This window comes from Shimwellia pseudoproteus, from assembly GCF_016415625.1.
Lineage (GTDB): Bacteria > Pseudomonadota > Gammaproteobacteria > Enterobacterales > Enterobacteriaceae > Shimwellia > Shimwellia pseudoproteus.
Map to the genome: position 1 here is coordinate 106,655 of NZ_WBXP01000005.1, position 17,928 is coordinate 124,582.

A 17,928-nucleotide genomic window follows, 5' to 3' on the forward strand; every position below is an offset into this window, starting at 1 on the left:
TGCGGGCAAAAGAAACTGCGGTTGATTTCGGGTTTAGTAATTATCCGATATAATCACCGATGTTTACTGTGGTCTTCATTTCAGACCCGCTATGTTGTTATTACCGGAGGCTTACTATGGATCCCGATCCCACCCCTTATCCCACGTGGATAACCCCTGCCTGGTAAACAGCCCTCCTGGTGTCTGCTTTCCGGGCCCGGAAAGCAGAAACGCATCCTTTTCGTTCCTGCTGAATACATAATGTGCCTGTCAGGTACGGCGTTGCCGTGCATGCAGGATTCAGGCGACTCATGTGAATGAGGCGCAGAGGACGTATCTATGCAAATGAATACCCTGGCCCGCCAGCTGCTGGCGAAACTTAGCCGTCATTTACCTCACCGTTTGATCCAGCGCGATCCGCTGCCGGACGCGGCTCACTATGCCAGTGGGGCTATCCCGGAATCGCTGTCTCGCCATTGCCTGATGCTGGCCCGCGCCAGCGAAGATCAGCTGTATCAGCAATTCAACAGCCATCCTGAAGGGCTGGAACCCCGTGAAGTACAGCAGGCCAGAGAGACCCACGGGACGAATCACATTCCCGGCCAACAGCCCACCCCCTGGTGGATCCACCTGTGGCTGTGCTACCGCAACCCGTTTAACTTGTTGCTGACGGTGCTGGGCGTGGTCTCCTATGCCACGGAGGATCTGTTTGCTGCCGGGGTGATAGCCCTGATGGTGGGGATCTCGACACTGCTGAACTTTGTGCAGGAGGCGCGATCCACCCGGGCGGCGGATGCCCTGAAAGCGATGGTCAGCAACACCGTGACTGTGTTGCGGGTTACTGATGCGCTGGGGGCCAGCAATTGGGTGGAGATCCCGGCCCAGGAGCTGGTCGCGGGCGATATTGTCAAACTGGCGGCGGGGGATATGATCCCCGCGGATCTGCGGGTGCTCCAGGCCCGGGATCTGTTTATCTTCCAGGCGTCACTGACCGGCGAATCCCTACCGGTGGAAAAGGTCGCCAACAGCCGCGATACCGGCCATAACAATGCGCTGGAGTGTGACACCCTGTGTTTTATGGGCACCAGTGTGGTGAGCGGTACCGCCCGGGCAATGGTGATTGCCACCGGGGGCAGCACCTGGTTTGGGCAACTGGCCGGGCGGGTGACCCAGCATGAAAGTGAGCCCAATGCTTTCCAGAAAGGCATTAGCCGGGTGAGTATGTTGTTGATCCGCTTTATGCTGGTGATGGCCCCGGTGGTGCTGTTGATCAACGGTTACACCAAAGGGGACTGGTGGGAAGCGGCGCTGTTCTCGCTGTCGGTGGCGGTGGGGCTGACCCCGGAAATGCTGCCGATGATTGTCACCTCAACCCTGGCCAGAGGGGCGGTGAAGCTCTCCCGCCAGAAAGTGATTGTTAAACACCTTGATGCCATCCAGAACTTCGGGGCGATGGATATCCTGTGTGCCGACAAGACCGGTACCCTGACCCAGGACCATATCATCCTTGAGACCCACACCGATATTTTTGGCGACATCAGCCAGCGGGTGCTGGAAACGGCCTGGCTCAACAGCCACTACCAGACCGGCCTGAAAAACCTGCTCGACAGCGCGGTGCTGGAAGGGGTGGACGCCGAACAAGCGCGCCAGCTCTCCGGCCGCTGGCAGAAAGTGGACGAGATCCCGTTTGATTTTGAGCGCCGCCGGATGTCGGTAGTGGTGATGGAAAGCGCCCTCCCTGAGGTACATCAGTTGATCTGTAAGGGGGCGCTGCAGGAGATCCTCAATGTCTGCACCCTGGTGCGCCTGGGGGAGGACATTGTGCCGATCAGCGACAGAATGCTGGCGCGGATCCGCGGTGTTACGGACGATCTTAACCGCCAGGGGTTACGGGTGGTGGCGGTTGCCAGCAAAGTGGTACCGGCCCGCAGCAGCGATTATGGCCGGGTCGATGAGTCTGACCTGATCCTCGAAGGCTATATCGCGTTTCTCGATCCGCCCAAAGAGACCACAGCCCCGGCTCTCAAGGCGCTGAAGGCCAGCGGGATCACCGTGAAAATTCTTACCGGCGATAGCGAACTGGTGGCGGCGAAAGTCTGCCGTGATGTGGGGCTGGGCGTCGGCTGCCCGGTCACCGGGGGGCAGGTCGAAAATATGGACGATGCCGAGCTGGCGGCGCTGGCCCAGCGTACCACGCTGTTTGCCCGCCTGGCGCCGCTGCACAAAGAGCGCATTGTCCGGCTGCTGCGCCGTGAAGGCCACGTGGTGGGCTTTATGGGGGACGGTATTAATGATGCACCGGCCCTGCGCGCCGCGGATATTGGCATTTCGGTGGATAGCGCCGTGGATATTGCCCGGGAAGCGGCGGATATTATCCTGCTGGAAAAAAGCCTGATGGTGCTGGAGCATGGGGTGATTGAAGGGCGCCGTACCTTCGCCAATATGCTCAAGTACATCAAAATGACCGCCAGCTCTAACTTCGGCAATGTGTTCAGCGTGCTGGTGGCCAGCGCCTTTCTGCCATTTTTGCCGATGTTGCCGCTGCACTTACTGATCCAGAACCTGCTGTACGATGTATCCCAGGTGGCTATCCCGTTTGATAACGTGGACGACGAGCAGATCCGCAAGCCCCAGCGCTGGGAACCCGCCGATCTGGGCCGGTTTATGGTGTTCTTCGGGCCGATCAGTTCGGTGTTCGATATTCTCACCTTCTGCCTGATGTGGTTTGTGTTCCACGCCACCGTGCCGGAAGCCCAGACTCTGTTCCAGAGTGGCTGGTTTATCGAAGGGCTGCTGTCCCAGACCCTGATTGTGCATATGATCCGTACCCGCAAGGTGCCGTTTATTCAGAGCCGGGCCGCCTGGCCGCTGATGATGATGACCCTGGTGGTGATTGTGGCGGGCATCTCCCTGCCGTTCTCGCCGCTGGCGGAATATCTGCAACTACAGGCGCTGCCGCTGGGTTATTTCCCGTGGCTGATTGCGATTCTGGTGGGCTACATGGCGCTGACCCAGTTGATGAAAGGTATCTATAGCCGCCGCTATGGCTGGCAGTAAGTGATGGGGTAACGGTGGGGAAATAAATACTGGCCACGCAATGTGGCCAGTATTCTGCCGAATTGGCATCAGGCCATGATCGCTGGCCTGCGGTGTCCGCAATTAGCGACGTACGGCGATGGCTTCAATCTCGATTTTAACGTCTTTCGGCAGGCGGGCGACTTCTACGCAGGAACGCGCCGGGAACACCGCGTGGTGCTCGGTGAAGAACGCTTCATAGGCGGCATTAACCACTGCAAAATCATTCAGATCTTTGACGAAAACGGTGGTCTTGATGATATCGCCCACTTTCAGGCCTGCGGCCTCAACAATGGCTTTCACATTGTCCAGTGACTGGCGTGCCTGAGCGGCAACGTCATCTGCTACGGCACCGGTTTTCGGATCAACAGGGATCTGACCAGAAGTGATCACCATATTGCCCAGATCAACACCCTGAACATAAGGGCCGATTGCTGCAGGTGCATGTTCCGTACTGATGACTGACATATTTTCTCCTGAAAAAGGTAGAACCGATCCCATCATAACCAGACATAACAGAACCGGTTTGAGAGTACAGCCCCATCAGCGGACGTCCGTCACGACTGGTGAGGCACAGCGGACAATAAAAACCCTCCCATTATAGGAGGGTAAATCGCCATTTCCAGCGCTTATCCTGCCAGCACAACCTGCTGAGCAAACTCTTTCTCACAGTATTTACACTTCAGGCTGATTGCCTGGCCGCGTCTGATAACCGCAAAGCTGGAGTTTACCGGCTCGCTGCGGCTGATGCAGTTACTGTTCGGGCAAGTGAGGACTTTCTCAACCCGGTCCGGCAGGATAGGGCTCGATTTCCCCACCACGTTATAATTGTCGATGCGGTTCACCGTCGCGTGTGGCGCATAGAGTGCCAGCTGGTTGACCTGCTCTTCGGTGAGGAAGGTATTTTCGATTTTGATAAGGTCTTTGCGGCCCAGCTCCCGGGAGGGCAGATTAAGGCCGATGGTGATACGGGCATCGGTTTCGGTCAGCCGGAACAGGCTTAACAGTTTGAACCCCACCTGGGCCGGAATATGGTCAATAACGGTACCGCAGTTGATGGCTTCTACCTGTAATTTATTATCGTGTGTCATCTCTTGTTCCCCCTGTTACAGTGCCGGATCGCGATTCAGAACCAGTGCCAGGAGCGCCTGGCGGGCAAAAATACCGTTCCCCACCTGCTGGAAGTACCAGGCGTGAGGTGTGCTGTCCACATCGGTGGCTATCTCATCAACGCGCGGCAGCGGGTGTAACACTTTCATATTCGTTTTCGCCCCGGCCAGATCCGCCGCCCGCAGAATAAACTGCGCTTTGACGCTGGCGTATTCCGACGGATCGAGGCGCTCTTTTTGTACCCGGGTCATGTAGAGAATATCCAGCTCGCCCATGACTTCGTCCATGTTTTCATGGCGGCTCCAGGCAATGCCTTTCTCATCCAGCATATCGAGAATGTACTGGGGCATTGCCAGGGCATCCGGGGCGATAAAGAAAAAGCGGTTGCCGTTAAATTTCGCCAGGGCCTGGGTCAGCGAGTGCACAGTACGGCCATATTTCAGGTCCCCCACCATGGCGATGTTCAGGTTCTCAAGCCGGCCCTGGGTTTCACGGATGGTAAACAGATCCAGCAGGGTCTGGGTCGGGTGCTGGTTGGCGCCGTCACCGGCGTTAATCACCGGAATACCGCCGGAGAACTCGGTGGCGAGGCGCGCCGCCCCTTCCTGGGGATGGCGCATGACGATGGCATCCACATAGGTGCTAATCACGGAAATGGTGTCGGCAAGGGTTTCCCCTTTTTTACCCAGCGAGGTGTTACTGCTGTCGGAAAAGCCCACCACTGAGGCCCCCAGACGATGTATCGCTGACTCAAAAGAGAGGCGGGTGCGGGTGGATGCTTCAAAAAAGCAACTGGCAATCACATTATGCTGCAGCAGCTCTGGCTGAGGATTGGCCTTCAGGCTCGCGGCGGTTTCCAGCACAAGTTCCAGTTCATCACGGTTAAGATCATTAATAGAAATGATGTGTTTATGGTAGAGCGGGTTGGCCATGGCTATCTCCTCAATCGCAGTGCGCCGGACGAATTCTGGTCAAAAAAAAGCCCCTCAATTGAGGGGCTTTCGAAAAGCGGGGATGCAACGGAAAGAAAAACGACAGCGCGGCGCCTGTATTCAGGCGCTGGGACGGGGCAAATTGTCCAGCGTGCAGTTTCATAGGTCCTCCCGGCAAACCGTCCGGAATTATACGCATGTAACGGTGGACGGCAAGCACAAATCACCACACAACCAGAAGTACAATGAATAGTGGATAAATATCTGAGGTTTAGCGTGATAAGCACCGCTAAAGTTTGCTGCAAACGGCATTATCCAGAGAATCATTCCGGATTTATTACTAAAGTTGATGCATATCACATTTTAATTTCCTGTCGGTCATATAATCTTCCTTGTCTTTTATGGGCTCAATGGTGATTTATATGGAAAACAACAATAGATCATGGCCGCATATACGGCGGGTAACGCATATTATGATGGTTTCTCATCGTAGTTGCTTCGGTTTCCACACATTCAACTCTAAAATACCCTCTTCTCTTACCGGCTAACGGCGTGCGCATAATTTTGCGCTTTTTCTGCAGAGCATAACAATATCGCCTGCCCGCAAACCGGGTGCCGTAGCATATTGTCTTATGTTTTCAAAATAGCCTGAATTATGTTTTCGCCATAGCACTGGCGTTCCCCTTGCTGACATCTGAATAACGTTACTGCTGGTTTTATCAGTCGGGATACGGCTGTGCCGCTAATTTTATTTATTATGTCTGGAAGTTATTTATTCTTCCAGGGGATGCTGTACGCCAAAAAATAATGACTATTCGGTCTGTATGACTGAAGGGAATTAAACACCTGGAGTGTTATGCCCCGCTATTGCCTGGCGTAATATCCAAATAAGAAAGGAGTAAAATTAATGTCTACCTTAAATAAGATTGCGGTTAGTCATGGTGTACTGAACAGTTTTGATACCTCACGTGAAACTGTTGATATTCACAGCAGCGATTTAACCGATGTGTCTGCGGTGGTGCTTTCCGCAGAAGACGCCGCTAATGGTACCCTGCAACATATAGAAGAAACCGGTTTTAAACTGCCGGTATTTGTCGCCGCTTGCGGTAACGACTCCCTGAAGGCGGATATTTTGCCTCAGGTAACCAGCGTGATTGATTTGCATGACGGCAACAGCGACTTTTACGGTAAGCAAGTTGAAGCTGCCGCAGAAAAATATGAAAAAGAGATGCTGCCGCCGTTCTTTGGCCGCCTGAAAGATTATGTCAGTAAAGGCTACGCCGCCTTTGACTGCCCGGGGCACCAGGGGGGGCAATTCTTCCGCCGCCACCCGGCTGGCCGCCAGTTCTTTGATTACTTTGGCGAAACGTTGTTCCGGTCCGATCTGTGTAATGCCGACGTGGCGATGGGTGACTTATTGATCCATGAAGGTGCGCCCTGTGAAGCACAGCAGCACGCGGCCAAAGTCTATAATGCAGATAAAACCTACTTCGTACTCAATGGTACATCGTCTTCCAACAAGGTGGTGTTAAATGCGCTACTCGCACCGGGCGACCTGGTATTGTTTGACCGAAACAACCACAAATCCATCCACCACGGCGCCCTGTTGCAAGCCGGAGCAACCCCGGTATATCTGGAAACAGCCCGCAACCCGTACGGCTTCATTGGCGGTATTGATTCTCATTGCTTCTCGGAAGCGTACCTGCGCGGGCTGATTAACGACGTTGCCCCGGACCGCGCCAAAGACGCGCGTCCGTTCCGCCTGGCGGTGATCCAGTTGGGTACCTATGACGGCACCATCTATAACGCCCGTCAGGTAGTGGATAAGATTGGTCACCTGTGCGATTACATCCTGTTTGACTCCGCCTGGGTGGGTTACGAACAGTTCATCCCGATGATGAAAGACTGCTCGCCGCTGCTGCTGGATCTGAATGAAAATGACCCGGGTATCCTGGTTACCCAGTCAGTTCATAAACAGCAGGCCGGGTTCTCTCAGACCTCGCAAATTCACAAGAAAGACAGCCATATCAAAGGCCAGGCGCGCTATGTAAACCACAAACGCCTGAATAACGCCTTTATGATGCATGCCTCTACCAGCCCGTTCTACCCGCTGTTCGCGGCCCTGGATGTGAACGCCAAAATGCACGAAGGGGAAAGCGGTAAACGCATGTGGCTGGACTGCGTGAAAAATGGGATTGAAGCCCGTAAGCTGCTGTTAAAACTCTGCCACCATATCAAACCGTTTATTCCGGTCACCGTGGACGGTAAAAAATGGCAAGATCATGATACCGAAGAGATGGCCAACGATTTACGGTTCTTCAACTTTATTCCCGGAGAACGCTGGCATGCCTTTGAAGGCTATGCGGAACACCAGTATTTTGTTGACCCCTGCAAACTGATGCTCACCACACCGGGGATTAATACCGCCACCGGGGAGTATGAAGCTTTCGGTGTGCCGGCGACAATTCTGGCTAACTTCCTGCGGGAAAATGGCATCGTCCCGGAAAAATGCGACCTGAACTCTATCCTTTTCCTGATGACCCCGGCAGAGGATATGGCGAAATTACAACATCTGGTGGCGCAAATTGCCCGTTTTGAACGCCTGCTGGATGAAGATGCGCCGTTATCTGAAGTATTGCCTGCGCTGTATGCCAATAATGAAGAACGTTACCGCGGTTATTCTATTCGTCGCCTGTGCCAGGAAATGCATGACCTGTACGTCAGCTACGATGTGAAAACACTGCAAAAAGAAATGTTCCGTAAAGCCTATTTCCCGAAAATGGTTATGAACCCGCGTGATGCGTATCTGGAATATGTCCGTGGCAATATTGATCTGGTGCCACTGAGCCAGATTGAAGGCCGTATCGCGGCGGAAGGTGCTCTGCCTTATCCTCCGGGCGTACTCTGTGTTGTTCCGGGTGAAGTATGGGGTGGTGCCGTACAGCGTTATTTCCTCGCCCTTGAAGAAGGGATTAATTTACTGCCAGGTTTTGCGCCTGAATTACAGGGCGTTTATATCCAGAAAGGAGACGATGGGTTACAGCACGCCTTTGGTTATGTACTGAAAAAATAAATATAAATATGGGCTTTCCCGCCTGATGAACGAATAGCTTACTGCTCCACCGATAAGACAGTAGACCATCACGTCATCTGAAGGGCTGGTCCTAATAAGTGGGGATCCTGCGTATTATTACGTGCGGCATCCCCACGCCTAAGATCAGGATAAATATTATGAGTACAGCAAAAAATAAAATGGGTGTAGTGCAACTCACCATTTTAACTGCCGTAAATATGATGGGCTCTGGGATTATTATGCTCCCCACCAAATTGGCAGAAGTCGGGACTATTTCTATTGTTTCCTGGCTGGTTACCGCACTCGGCTCTATGGCGCTGGCCTGGGCATTTGCCAAGTGCGGGATGTACAGCAAAAAATCCGGCGGGATGGGCGGCTATGCCGAATACTCCTTTGGTAAGGCCGGTAACTTTATGGCCAACTACACCTACGGGGTGTCGCTGCTGATTGCTAACATCGCTATCGCTATCTCTGCCGTGGGCTATGGTACCGACCTGTTTGGCGCGACCTTGTCCCCGGTAGCGATTTGTATCGCCACCATTGTAGTTCTGTGGATTTGTACCATTGCTAACTTCGGTGGTGCGCGCATTACCGGCCAGATCAGCGGCATCACCGTATGGGGGGTAATTATCCCGGTGGTTGGGTTGTCGATTATTGGCTGGTTCTGGTTCAGTCCGACAATGTATGCCGAATCCTGGAACCCGCATCACGCACCGGTCTTTGAAGCGATCAGTGCCTCAATCTCAATGACCCTGTGGGCCTTCCTGGGGCTTGAATCTGCCTGTGCCAATACTGACGCGGTAGAAAACCCGGAAAAGAACGTCCCGATAGCGGTACTGGGTGGGACCCTGGGGGCGGCGGTGATTTATATCGTTTCCACCAACGTGATTGCCGGTATTGTGCCGAATATGGATCTGGCCAATTCCACCGCCCCGTTCGGGATGGCGTTTTCCCATATCTTTAACCCGACTATCGGTAAAGTGGTGACCGCACTGATGGTTATCTCCTGCTGTGGTTCCCTGCTGGGCTGGCAGTTCACCATTGCGCAGGTCTTTAAATCCTCTGCGGACGAAGGCTACTTCCCGAAAGTGTTCTCTAAAATCACCAGCGCCGGTGCACCGCTGAAAGGCATGCTGGTGATTGTAGTGGTCCAGACCCTGCTGTCATTTATGACCATCAGCCCTTCCCTGAACAGCCAGTTTAATGTGCTGGTCAACCTGGCGGTGGTAACCAACATCATCCCGTATATCCTGTCGATGGCGGCGCTGATGGTGATGCAGAAAGTGGCCAAGGTTGATCCAGGCAAAGCCCGGGTGTCCAACTTCATCGCGCTGGTCGGGGCGCTGTATAGCTTCTATGCCCTGTATTCATCCGGTGAACAGGCCATGATGTACGGTGCGATTGTGACCTTCCTCGGCTGGACCCTGTACGGGTTTATTTCACCGAAATTTGAACTGCGTAAAGCCTGATCACAGAATGCGAATCACGGGGCGGTAGGGCGGGTAAATATGCGCTACCGCAGATTTTTAACGGAAAATACTGGAGTGACAGACACCCACGGCGTATAAATAAATTAAAACATTGTTTTAATTTAAAGAGGGAGCTCCGATGATCGTTGGCAATATCCATTCTCTGCAATCGTGGTTACCGGCGGCGCTACGCCAGGCTATTGAACATGTTAAACAGCACGTTACCCCGGAAACGGCGCTGGGCAAACATGAGATTGATGGCGAACGCGTATTTATGCTGGTGTCTGAAGACAGCACGGAACCCTTTGCTGACCGTCGCGCGGAGTACCACGCGCGTTACCTGGATATCCAGATTGTGATGCGCGGTATGGAAGGGATGACCTTCAGTACCTTGCCACCGGGAAAACCGGATACGGACTGGCTGGCGGATAAAGACATCGCCTTCCTCGAACACGGGGAGCAGGAAAAAACCGTTATCCTCAGTGCCGGGGATTTTGTGGTGTTTTATCCGGGAGAAGTTCACAAACCGCTGTGCGCGGTCGGTGATCCGGCGAAAGTGCGCAAAGTGGTGGTTAAAATACAGATGGCATAATCCTGTTGGCGGGGCGGGCACGATAGCCCGCCCCGTCGCGGTTATGGTTTCGCCAGGGTGGCGACCATCACGGCTTTAATGGTGTGCAGACGGTTTTCCGCCTGGTCAAACACCACGCTGTTTTCTGATTCAAATACCTCGTCAGTCACTTCTATGCCGCCGTGCATGCCGTAGGTCTCTGCCATCTGTTTGCCGACCGTGGTCTGATCATCGTGGAACGCCGGCAGGCAGTGGAGGAATTTCACCGCCGGGTTACCGGTCAGCGCCAGCATCTGTTTATTCACCTGGTAGTCACGCAGCAGGGCGATACGTTCGGCCCATTTCTCTTTCGGTTCCCCCATAGACACCCAGACATCGGTATAGATAAAGTCCGCGCCTTTCACACCGCTGGCGATATCTTCGGTGAGGGTGATCCGCGCGCCGGTTTGTTTACCCATCGCCTGGCATTCTGCGACCAGGGCCGCATCCGGCCAGCAGGCTTTCGGGGCCACCAGGCGCAGATCGAGACCGGTAAGGGCAGCGGCTTCCAGCATCGAATTCCCCATGTTGTTACGGGCATCACCGGCGTACACCAGGGTCATATCCTGGAAACGTTTCCCCGGCAGATGTTCCTGCATGGTCAGCAGATCGGCCAGTAGCTGGGTAGGGTGGAACTCATCGGTAAGCCCGTTCCAGACCGGTACCCCGGCGTACTGGGCGAGGGTTTCAACGATCTCCTGGCCGTAACCGCGATACTGGATCCCGTCATACATTCTGCCCAGCACCCGGGCGCTGTCTTTAATGGATTCTTTGTGGCCAATCTGATTACCGGACGAACCAAGGTAGGTGACGCGCGCCCCCTGATCGTATGCGGCAACTTCGAAAGAGCAACGGGTTCGGGTTGAGTCTTTTTCGAAGATGAGCGCGATGTTTTTACCGGTGAGCAGCGGGACTTCAGTACCGCTTTTTTTATCTTGTTTGAGTTTGGCGGCCAGCGCCACGAAGCCGAGCACCTGAGCCGGGGTAAAATCGAGTAATTTCAGGAATGATTTCTGATAGAGCGTGTGCATGTGTTCCTCCATGGCATAGGCCACTTGTTGAATTAAAATTCAATTTATATGGATGTTTATTCATTTGCAATACTGTTTACGAAATCTTTGAGGGGAACGCTGGAGGCAATGCGCCGGGTATGTGAAAATAGACACTATCTGCCGACCTGATGAGGAACTCCCCATGGCAAACCCGGAACACCTGGAAGAACAACGTGAAGAAACGCGCCTGATTATTGAAGAGTTGCTGGAAGACGGCAGCGATCCGGATGCGCTGTACACCATCGAACACCATTTCTCTGCCGATGCGTTTGATGAGCTGGAAAAAGTGGCGGTAGAAGCCTTTAAAATGGGCTATGAAGTTACCGAGCCAGAAGAGCTGGAAGTGGAAGATGGCCTGGTGGTTATCTGCTGTGACGCCCTGAGCGAGTGTGCGCTGAATGCTGAGCTGATCGACGCCCAGGTTGAGCAACTGATGAACCTGGCAGAAAAATTCAACGTAGAATATGACGGCTGGGGCACCTACTACGAAGATCCGAACGGTGAAGACGGCGAAGAAGGTGACGAAGACGAAGACGGCATCGATGAAGACGACGACGGCGTTCGCCACTGATTTATCGCTGCACTAAGTGTTTTACCGGTGCGGCGCAGCCTGCCGCACCGTCAAGGATCCGGGTATGGACTATCAGGCACTGCTTTCTCCCATTCACCACTTTTTGCACTGTCCCACCCCCCAGGCCTGGCTGGATCACGCCAGGGACCCCCGGCATTTACCGTTACTGCTAACGGATCACCTGATTTGTGAATTAAAAGCCGCCCAGACCGCGATGCTGCTGGTGCGTAAATATGTGGCGGATAACGCCGGGGCCGAGGCTCTGCTCAGGGAGTTGCGCCCTTATGAAGCCTTTGCCTTTCGGGAAGGGCCAGAGCCGGATTTTGTGGCGCTCCACCGGCAACTGGGCAAAGGTGTGATGCCGGTAACAGACGATCCCTGGGGCCAGCAGCTGATCGCCAGTATGGTGCTATTAATTAAAGAGGAATTGCATCATTTTTGGCAGGTGCGGGAGATAATGCAGGCGCGCAACATTCCCTACCAGAAGATAACCGCCAGCCGCTACGCCAAAGGCTTACTCAGCGCGGTGCGAACCCATGAGCCCCTGACCCTGGTGGATAAGCTGATTTGCGGGGCGTACATTGAAGCGCGCTCCTGCGAACGCTTTGCGGCGCTGGCGCCTTACCTGGATGTCCCGTTGCAAAAATTTTATCTGTCGCTGCTGCGCTCTGAAGCTCGCCATTATCAGGATTACCTGGGGCTGGCACAGCAGATAGCCGGGGCGGATATCGCCAGTCGCATTCGCCATTTTGGCGAGCTGGAAGCGCAATTGATCACCCGCCCGGATAGCGAATTTCGATTTCACAGCGGCGTACCCGTCGCCGCATAGCACGGCCAGCGCGGCCTGGCCGCATGGCGGAGAGACACATGAATGGATTACCCGCAGTTGCCCTGTCCGGGCTGATACTGCTGCTGATGGTATATATCCTGGTGCGTAAGCGCCCGGCGGGAGTTCGTTTCAGCGCCCTGGCCATTACCCTGGTGGTGGTGATTGGCGGCGCGGTGTTATTACACCGGCCACAGCCGATAACAGAGCACGACCCGCAAGTGGTCGGCGAGCCTGATCTGAATACCACACCGCTGTACCAGGCGATTCACCACCATGAGCCGGAGGTCTGGCAGCAGTTACAGCGCCAGATAGACGCCATGCACCAGAATGGCCAGGATGAGCAGGCGCGTATTGATGCACTGCAACAGCAAGTGTTGCGTATTTCGGTACAGCGGCTCCAGCTGGCGCCGGATGCCGAAACGGTTGCCTATATGCGCGCCAATATGGACCAGACCGCGCAGTTACAGAAACTGGGCGGTGAAACCTGCTTCCGCTTCCTGTACCCGGAAGTGCGCGGCGGGATTAACCCGGTATTGCTACTCACCCGCCAGCAGATAGCCCAGCGTATGAATGCCGATGTGGCGATGTATAACGCCTCCTTCGGGCCGCATGCGCATCAGGTCACTCCCCAGGAGCGCGAACAGGCCCACCGGGATATTCAGCCCATTGTGCGCGACCTGATGGATAAATACGGCGATGATTTTGATCTGCTGGCCCGGCCCCGGGACGCCAGCGGTAAAGAGACCGAAATGTGTAATATGGTGCAGGATCTGTGGCATCAGGTCTTTGCCCTGCCGGAGAAAAACGCGGCGGCGGTGATCCGTTATTCGGTGGCGGCGGGGAGCGGCGATCCGCACTGATCGGGGCCCCGGGGATAAAATGAAAAATCCATAACATCAGGTTATGGATTTTTTTTGTTCTTTTTTTGGGTGTCATCTGTCCGGTTTGGTGAATTTTAAACCTTTCGTTTATATAACTGATAATGGTTTTCATTTAGAAATAGCCTGTGCTATAAAACATAGCACAGGCTATTTTTGCTGATGTTTTAACCATTCACGGAGAGATCTGCAATGCATATGATGAAAACCATGACCACCGCTCTGCTGGGGGTCGCGCTATCCCTTGCCGGGGCTACTGGCGCCTGGGCGGCAGAGAAATTTAAGGTGATAACCACCTTTACGGTCATTGCCGACATGGCGAAAAATGTGGCCGGGGACGCAGCACAGGTCAGCTCCATTACCCGGCCCGGGGCGGAAATTCATGAGTACCAGCCCACCCCGGGTGATATTAAGCGCGCCCAGGGGGCCCAGCTTATCCTCACCAATGGACTGGGGCTTGAGCTGTGGTTCCAGCGCTTTTACCAGCACCTGAACGGGGTCCCGGAAGTGGTGGTCACTAAGGGCGTCACCCCGATAGGCATCACCGAGGGGCCCTATAACGGCAAGCCTAATCCCCATGCCTGGATGTCCCCGGATAACGCCCTGATCTACGTAGATAACATTCGCGATGCGTTGATCAAATACGATCCGGCCCATGCCGCTATCTACCAGCATAACGCCGATCAGTACAAAAAACAGATTGCCGCCACGCTGGACCCGCTGCGTAAGCAGGTCGCGCAGGTGCCGGAAAATAAACGCTGGCTGGTTTCCAGTGAAGGGGCATTCTCATATCTGGCCCGGGATCTGGGGCTGAAAGAGCTCTATTTGTGGCCCATTAATGCCGATCAGCAGGGCACGCCGCAGCAGGTCCGCCATGTGGTTGATGAGGTGAAGGCCAACAAGATCCCGGCGGTGTTTAGTGAAAGCACGGTGTCGGATAAACCGGCGCGCCAGGTGGCCCGGGAAACCGGTGCGCACTACGGTGGCGTGCTGTATGTGGACTCCCTCAGCGGCCCGAAAGGCCCGGTACCCACGTATCTCGATCTGCTCAATGTCACCACGAAAACGGTGGTCCAGGGGATCGCCGACGGTCTTAAGGAGTAACCATGTCCCAGTCCACCGCCATTTCTGCCCGTGGTGTCAGCGTCACTTATCGCAATGGGCATACCGCGCTGCGCGACGCGTCTTTCTCGCTGCCCGGCGCATCGGTTATCGCGCTGGTAGGGGTTAATGGCTCCGGGAAATCCACCCTGTTCAAGGCGATCATGGGGTTTGTGCGCCTGGCGTCCGGCAATATCGAGATCCTCGGGATGCCGACCCGGCAGGCGCTGCGCCGTAACCTGGTGGCCTATGTTCCCCAGGCGGAAGAGGTGGACTGGTCATTCCCGGTGCTGGTGGAAGATGTGGTGATGATGGGGCGCTACGGCCATATGGGGGTGCTGCGCATTCCCCGGGCGCAGGATCGCCAGATTGTCACAGACGCGCTGGCGCGGGTGGATATGCTGGCATTGCGCAAGCGCCAGATTGGCGAGCTGTCCGGCGGCCAGAAGAAACGCGTTTTCCTCGCCAGGGCCGTTGCTCAGCAGGGGCAGGTTATTTTGCTGGATGAGCCCTTTACCGGGGTGGATGTTAAAACCGAGGCGAAAATTATTAGCCTGCTGCGGGAGCTGCGCGGTGAAGGGAAAACCCTGCTGGTGGCCACCCATAACCTGGCCACGGTGGCCGACTTTTGCGACCACTGTCTGCTGATCAAAGGCGCGGTCGTGGCCTGTGGGCCAACGGAAACCACCTTTACCCGGGATAACCTGATGCTGACGTTCAGCGATGGTCTGCCGGGCCTGTTACTGCGCAATGACCCGCCCTGCGGTCCGGATCCGCTGATGCGCCAGCTGGCCGGTAATCCCGGGGGGCCGGCATGAGTGCGTTTCTGGAGCCGTTTACCTACCAGTACATGCTCAACGCCATGTGGGTATCTGCCCTGGTCGGCGGGCTGTGTGCCTTCCTCTCTTGCTACCTGATGCTCAAGGGCTGGTCCCTGATTGGGGATGCGCTGTCCCACGCCATTGTGCCCGGGGTCGCCGGGGCCTATATGCTGGGGTTGCCATTTGCTCTGGGGGCGTTTTTATCCGGTGGCCTGGCGGCGGGCAGTATGCTGTTTCTTAATCAGCGCACCCGCCTGAAAGAGGACGTGATTATCGGGCTGATTTTCTCGTCTTTTTTTGGGCTGGGGCTGTTTATGGTGTCACTGAATCCCACCTCGGTGAATATCCAGACCATCGTGCTGGGCAATGTTCTGGCCATCGCACCGGAGGATATTTGGCAACTGGCGATCATCGGTGTGGTGTCGATGGCGGTACTGTTATTTAAATGGAAAGATCTGTTGGTGACCTTCTTTGATGAGAACCACGCCCGGGCCATCGGCCTGGATCCGGCGCGCCTGAAACTGCTGTTCTTTACGCTGTTATCGCTCTCCACGGTGGCGGCACTGCAAACCGTGGGGGCGTTTATGGTTATCTCACTGGTGGTGGCCCCCGGGGCAACCGCCTGGTTATTAACCGATCGTTTCCCGCGCTTACTGGCTATCGCGGTTACCATCGGCAGTGTGACCAGCTTCCTCGGCGCCTGGCTGAGTTATTACCTCGATGGCGCCACCGGCGGGATCGTGGTGGTGGCGCAGACCCTGGTATTCCTGCTGGCGTTTATCTTTGCCCCGGTGCATGGTCTGCTGGCTAACCGCCGCCGCGCCAGAGGAGGAGCCCGCAATGCTGACACTGCTGCTTGAGCCGTTCCAGTTCAGTTTTATGAATCAGGCGCTGGGTATTGCGCTGGTGGTGGCGGTGCCCTGTGCGCTGCTGTCGGTTTTCCTGGTGCTGAAGGGCTGGGCGCTAATGGGGGACGCCATGAGCCACGCGGTGTTTCCGGGGATCGTTCTGGCCTGGATTCTGGGGTTGCCTCTCGGCAGCGGGGCATTTGTTGCCGGCCTGTTTTGCGCCTTTGCCAGTGGCTGGCTGAAGGACAATAGCCGTATTAAGCAGGATACCCTGATGGGGATCGTCTTTTCCGGGATGTTTGCCTCCGGGCTTATCCTGTATATCGCCGTGAAGCCGGCAGTGCACCTTGAGCATATTCTGTTCGGGGATATGCTTGGGATCTTGCCGGGTGATATTGCCCAGACCGTGGCGATCGCGGTGGTGATCGTGGGGGTAATGATCCTTAAATGGCGGGATTTTCTGCTGTTCTGCTTTGATGCGCAGCAGGCCCAGGCCTCCGGGCTGGCGACCCGCTGGTTACACTATGGGCTGCTGGCGATGGTGGCGCTGACCATTGTTGCCACCCTGAAATCGGTGGGGATTATTTTATCGGTGTCGCTGCTGATTGCCCCGGGGGCGATTGCGGTATTGCTTACCCGGCGCTTCTCCCGGACGCTGTTACTGGCGGTGGCCGTGGCGGTGGTGGTTTCAGTCAGTGGGGTGTATCTGTCGTTCTTTATTGATAGTGCGCCGGCCCCCACCATTGTGGTGCTGTTTGCGCTGGTGTTTTGTGCGGCGTTTATCACCGACATACTGCGCACCCGCCGCCAGGAGCAGTAACAGAAACGGCTGGCCGGGAGTGGCGCAGGGGCCCGGTAACACACCGGGCCCACCGGATACGGTTACAGGCTTTTTAGCATCCGCACTTCACAGTCCACATGGCCGGTATTGCCCAGCGGCCCGTCAATATGTTCGAAGCCCAGTCGCTCATATAACGCTATGGCCTGGGTGAGAAACGCGGTGGTTTCCAGATAACAGCGGCGAAAGCCGTATTCACGGGCAAACGCCATCGCGTGGATCGCCAGCTGTTTGGCCTGGCCCTGTCCCCGGGCGGCAGGCAGGAAGTACATTTTTTGCAGTTCGCAAATATCCTCATCCGCCCCGGCAAGCGGTGCAATGCCGCCACCGCCGACGATGTTGCCATCCAGTTCGACCACCCAATAAGCGTGGCCCGGCTGGCTGTACAGCTGGTACAGCTCATCGAGGTTGGGATCGGCCACGGTGTAGCCTTTGTCGGCTGTCAGGCCAAATTCAGCGGAAACATCGCGGATCACCCGGGCAATGGCGGGGTTATCGGCGGGGCTAATGGGGCGAATTTTCAGTGCGGAGAGGGCCGCGACACTCATGTTGTTACTCGTATTAGCTGGTGGTCAGGGGATAAGCATTAAATACCATTTCAGCGGCAGAATGTAAAAGGAACCCTGAACCGGGTGTCATTTTTGGTGATGCTGCCAACTTACTGATTTAGTGTATGATGGTGTTTTTGAGGTGCTCCAGTGGCTTCTGTTTCTATCAGCTGTCCCTCCTGTTCAGCTACTGA

The 17,928-nt window shown here is 55.3% G+C and carries 17 protein-coding genes; 12 read left to right on the forward strand and 5 right to left on the reverse strand.

Annotated features, from left to right (window positions below; translation table 11 throughout):
• The first annotated feature begins 324 nt into the window (after window positions 1–324).
• Window positions 325–3,036, forward strand: coding sequence for a magnesium-translocating P-type ATPase (gene mgtA, locus F9C28_RS04105; RefSeq protein WP_199013989.1), 2,712 nt, complete (start codon window positions 325–327; stop codon window positions 3,034–3,036).
• Between the two features lie 102 nt (window positions 3,037–3,138).
• Here mgtA and ridA read toward each other — a convergent pair whose 3' ends face one another.
• From ridA to pyrB, 3 genes are all read right to left on the reverse strand, one after another.
• On the reverse strand, window positions 3,139–3,522 hold the full coding sequence (gene ridA, locus F9C28_RS04110; RefSeq protein WP_199013969.1) for a 2-iminobutanoate/2-iminopropanoate deaminase: 384 nt from the start codon (window positions 3,520–3,522) through the stop codon (window positions 3,139–3,141).
• A 161-nt stretch (window positions 3,523–3,683) separates the two neighbouring features.
• Window positions 3,684–4,145, reverse strand: coding sequence for an aspartate carbamoyltransferase regulatory subunit (pyrI, locus tag F9C28_RS04115; RefSeq protein WP_199013970.1), 462 nt, complete (start codon window positions 4,143–4,145; stop codon window positions 3,684–3,686).
• Between the two features lie 15 nt (window positions 4,146–4,160).
• On the reverse strand, window positions 4,161–5,096 hold the full coding sequence (gene pyrB / locus F9C28_RS04120) for an aspartate carbamoyltransferase (protein WP_199013971.1): 936 nt from the start codon (window positions 5,094–5,096) through the stop codon (window positions 4,161–4,163).
• 422 nt (window positions 5,097–5,518) lie between these two features.
• Here pyrB and speFL point away from each other — a divergent pair, with 422 nt between their 5' ends.
• The 4 genes from speFL (at window position 5,519) to F9C28_RS04140 (ending at window position 10,230) form a co-directional block, all read left to right on the forward strand.
• Window positions 5,519–5,644: a leader peptide SpeFL gene (speFL, locus tag F9C28_RS04125; protein WP_199013972.1), complete on the forward strand. Its 126-nt coding sequence runs from the start codon at window positions 5,519–5,521 to the stop codon at window positions 5,642–5,644.
• A 359-nt stretch (window positions 5,645–6,003) separates the two neighbouring features.
• Complete coding sequence (gene speF / locus F9C28_RS04130) at window positions 6,004–8,169, forward strand: ornithine decarboxylase SpeF (RefSeq protein ID WP_199013973.1); 2,166 nt, start codon at window positions 6,004–6,006, stop codon at window positions 8,167–8,169.
• A gap of 158 nt (window positions 8,170–8,327) precedes the next feature.
• Complete coding sequence (potE, locus tag F9C28_RS04135) at window positions 8,328–9,638, forward strand: putrescine-ornithine antiporter (RefSeq protein WP_199013974.1); 1,311 nt, start codon at window positions 8,328–8,330, stop codon at window positions 9,636–9,638.
• Window positions 9,639–9,777: 139 nt separating this feature from the next.
• Window positions 9,778–10,230: a YhcH/YjgK/YiaL family protein gene (locus F9C28_RS04140; RefSeq protein WP_199013975.1), complete on the forward strand. Its 453-nt coding sequence runs from the start codon at window positions 9,778–9,780 to the stop codon at window positions 10,228–10,230.
• A gap of 41 nt (window positions 10,231–10,271) precedes the next feature.
• Here the strand turns inward: F9C28_RS04140 and argF are convergent, their stop codons facing one another.
• Window positions 10,272–11,279: an ornithine carbamoyltransferase gene (gene argF / locus F9C28_RS04145; protein ID WP_199013976.1), complete on the reverse strand. Its 1,008-nt coding sequence runs from the start codon at window positions 11,277–11,279 to the stop codon at window positions 10,272–10,274.
• A 163-nt stretch (window positions 11,280–11,442) separates the two neighbouring features.
• Between argF and rraB the strand changes: the two genes are divergently transcribed.
• From rraB to F9C28_RS04180, 7 genes are all read left to right on the forward strand, one after another.
• Window positions 11,443–11,871 (forward strand): ribonuclease E inhibitor RraB, encoded by a 429-nt coding sequence (gene rraB, locus F9C28_RS04150; protein ID WP_199013977.1) that lies wholly within the window; start codon window positions 11,443–11,445, stop codon window positions 11,869–11,871.
• A 64-nt stretch (window positions 11,872–11,935) separates the two neighbouring features.
• A complete protein-coding gene (miaE, locus tag F9C28_RS04155; protein WP_199013978.1) occupies window positions 11,936–12,700 on the forward strand; it encodes a tRNA isopentenyl-2-thiomethyl-A-37 hydroxylase MiaE in 765 nt (254 codons plus the stop codon).
• Between the two features lie 38 nt (window positions 12,701–12,738).
• Window positions 12,739–13,560 (forward strand): topoisomerase II, encoded by an 822-nt coding sequence (locus F9C28_RS04160; protein WP_199013979.1) that lies wholly within the window; start codon window positions 12,739–12,741, stop codon window positions 13,558–13,560.
• Between the two features lie 216 nt (window positions 13,561–13,776).
• The gene (locus F9C28_RS04165; RefSeq protein WP_408641440.1) at window positions 13,777–14,682 is read left to right on the forward strand and encodes a metal ABC transporter substrate-binding protein; all 906 of its coding nucleotides are present in this window, start codon (window positions 13,777–13,779) and stop codon (window positions 14,680–14,682) included.
• 2 nt (window positions 14,683–14,684) lie between these two features.
• A complete protein-coding gene (locus tag F9C28_RS04170) occupies window positions 14,685–15,497 on the forward strand; it encodes a manganese/iron ABC transporter ATP-binding protein (RefSeq protein WP_199013980.1) in 813 nt (270 codons plus the stop codon).
• On the forward strand, window positions 15,494–16,360 hold the full coding sequence (sitC, locus tag F9C28_RS04175) for an iron/manganese ABC transporter permease subunit SitC (RefSeq protein ID WP_199013981.1): 867 nt from the start codon (window positions 15,494–15,496) through the stop codon (window positions 16,358–16,360). The genes F9C28_RS04170 and sitC overlap by 4 nt, the downstream gene beginning before the upstream one ends.
• Window positions 16,341–17,168, forward strand: coding sequence for a metal ABC transporter permease (locus tag F9C28_RS04180; protein WP_199013982.1), 828 nt, complete (start codon window positions 16,341–16,343; stop codon window positions 17,166–17,168). The genes sitC and F9C28_RS04180 overlap by 20 nt, the downstream gene beginning before the upstream one ends.
• Before the next feature lie 62 nt (window positions 17,169–17,230).
• Here the strand turns inward: F9C28_RS04180 and F9C28_RS04185 are convergent, their stop codons facing one another.
• Complete coding sequence (locus F9C28_RS04185; protein ID WP_199013983.1) at window positions 17,231–17,734, reverse strand: GNAT family N-acetyltransferase; 504 nt, start codon at window positions 17,732–17,734, stop codon at window positions 17,231–17,233.
• Window positions 17,735–17,928 lie beyond the last annotated feature (194 nt).

Coding starts and splice junctions, on each gene's coding strand:
- mgtA (WP_199013989.1), top strand. CDS start 325: ATGAATACCCTGGCCCGCCAGCTGCTGGCGAAACTTAGCCGTCATTTA.
- rraB (WP_199013977.1), top strand. CDS start 11,443: ATGGCAAACCCGGAACACCTGGAAGAACAACGTGAAGAAACGCGCCTG.
- F9C28_RS04140 (WP_199013975.1), top strand. CDS start 9,778: ATGATCGTTGGCAATATCCATTCTCTGCAATCGTGGTTACCGGCGGCG.
- pyrB (WP_199013971.1), bottom strand. CDS start 5,096: ATGGCCAACCCGCTCTACCATAAACACATCATTTCTATTAATGATCTT.
- miaE (WP_199013978.1), top strand. CDS start 11,936: ATGGACTATCAGGCACTGCTTTCTCCCATTCACCACTTTTTGCACTGT.
- argF (WP_199013976.1), bottom strand. CDS start 11,279: ATGCACACGCTCTATCAGAAATCATTCCTGAAATTACTCGATTTTACC.
- F9C28_RS04160 (WP_199013979.1), top strand. CDS start 12,739: ATGAATGGATTACCCGCAGTTGCCCTGTCCGGGCTGATACTGCTGCTG.
- F9C28_RS04180 (WP_199013982.1), top strand. CDS start 16,341: ATGCTGACACTGCTGCTTGAGCCGTTCCAGTTCAGTTTTATGAATCAG.
- speF (WP_199013973.1), top strand. CDS start 6,004: ATGTCTACCTTAAATAAGATTGCGGTTAGTCATGGTGTACTGAACAGT.
- F9C28_RS04165 (WP_408641440.1), top strand. CDS start 13,777: ATGATGAAAACCATGACCACCGCTCTGCTGGGGGTCGCGCTATCCCTT.
- sitC (WP_199013981.1), top strand. CDS start 15,494: ATGAGTGCGTTTCTGGAGCCGTTTACCTACCAGTACATGCTCAACGCC.
- F9C28_RS04185 (WP_199013983.1), bottom strand. CDS start 17,734: ATGAGTGTCGCGGCCCTCTCCGCACTGAAAATTCGCCCCATTAGCCCC.
- F9C28_RS04170 (WP_199013980.1), top strand. CDS start 14,685: ATGTCCCAGTCCACCGCCATTTCTGCCCGTGGTGTCAGCGTCACTTAT.
- speFL (WP_199013972.1), top strand. CDS start 5,519: ATGGAAAACAACAATAGATCATGGCCGCATATACGGCGGGTAACGCAT.
- pyrI (WP_199013970.1), bottom strand. CDS start 4,145: ATGACACACGATAATAAATTACAGGTAGAAGCCATCAACTGCGGTACC.
- ridA (WP_199013969.1), bottom strand. CDS start 3,522: ATGTCAGTCATCAGTACGGAACATGCACCTGCAGCAATCGGCCCTTAT.
- potE (WP_199013974.1), top strand. CDS start 8,328: ATGAGTACAGCAAAAAATAAAATGGGTGTAGTGCAACTCACCATTTTA.